This window comes from Leisingera sp. F5, assembly GCF_001593695.1.
On record NZ_LUKH01001215.1, the window covers coordinates 1 to 1,187 of the forward strand.

General features: G+C 59.3%; 2 protein-coding genes. Both read left to right on the forward strand.

The features are described 5' to 3' along the window. Positions 1 to 620: ABC transporter permease (locus A2I95_RS40235; RefSeq protein WP_291737923.1), on the forward strand; the 620-nt coding region annotated here is incomplete at its 5' end. Beyond that, positions 617 to 1,187 (forward strand): ABC transporter permease (locus A2I95_RS40240; RefSeq protein ID WP_367153220.1); only part of this gene is annotated, 571 nt, incomplete at its 3' end. The genes A2I95_RS40235 and A2I95_RS40240, both read left to right, overlap by 4 nt.

Here is a 1,187-nt window from a genome sequence, read left to right on the forward strand (position 1 = left end):
ACCTGATCCTGTGCTACCCGATCGCCTATTATCTGGCCCAGACCAAAGGCAATCACATCCGCATTTTCGCGCTGATGCTGATCATCCCCTACTGGATCAACGAGATCCTGCGGGCCTTTGCGCTGCGCATCATCTTCGGCGAGACCGGGGTCCTCAACAACTTTCTGGTGGGGCTGGGGGTTTTCGACACCCCGTTTGACTTTATCCGCAATGACATCGCGCTTTATGCGGGTCTGGGCTATGCCTACATCCTCTTGATGATCTTCCCGATCTACAACGTGATCGAAAGCCTCGACCGCAACCAGATTGAGGCGGCGCGGGACATGGGCGCCAGCTGGGCCAAGATCCACCAGCGGGTGGTCATTCCTTATGCCAAGCCGGGCATTTCCTCGGGCTGCACCATGGTGTTCATGCTGTCCGCCGGTGCGTTGGCGGCGCCGCAGATCCTTGGCGGACCGTCTTCCCTGTGGTTCACCCAGCTGATCTATCAGCAGTTCAATGACAACTCCGACTGGCCGCAGGGCGCGGCCTATGCGGTGGTGCTGCTGGTCACCTGTATCCTGCTTGTTTTGGCGATCATGCGCCTGTTCAAGGTGAACATGGGGGATATCGGCAAATGAAGAACTTCTCCTTTATGCGCGTAAGCCTTTGGGTCTATCTGGCGATCTTCTTTGCCTATCTTCTTGGGCCGCTGGTGATCATGTCGGCGACCGCCTTCAACTCGCCTTCGTTCCCGCGGATGACCCCTTGGGAATGCCTGACGTTCGAGTGGTTCTCGGCTCTGTTCCAAGACGAGCGGATCCTGAACGGGATCTGGAACTCGGTCCTGGTCGGGGCGGGCACGATTGTGCTGTCGGTGTCGATGGGGCTGGCAGGGGCGCTGATGCTGACCCAGATCTGGCCTAAGCTTCGCGCGACCTATTACACCATCATCATCGCGCCGATCCTGATCCCCGGCGTGGTCATTGGCATCTCGACCCTGGTGTTCTGGGACCGGATCAACCGGATGCTGGGGCTGGGCGCGGACAGCTGGCTGTCGAACGGTCTGTTCCTGACCATCATCGGCCAGTCCACCTTTATCGCCAGCTACTGCATGCTGGTCTTGGTGGCGCGTCTGCAGCGTTATGATATCGCGCTGACCGAGGCAGCGCTGGATCTGGGCGCCACCCATGCCCAGGCTTTCCGCA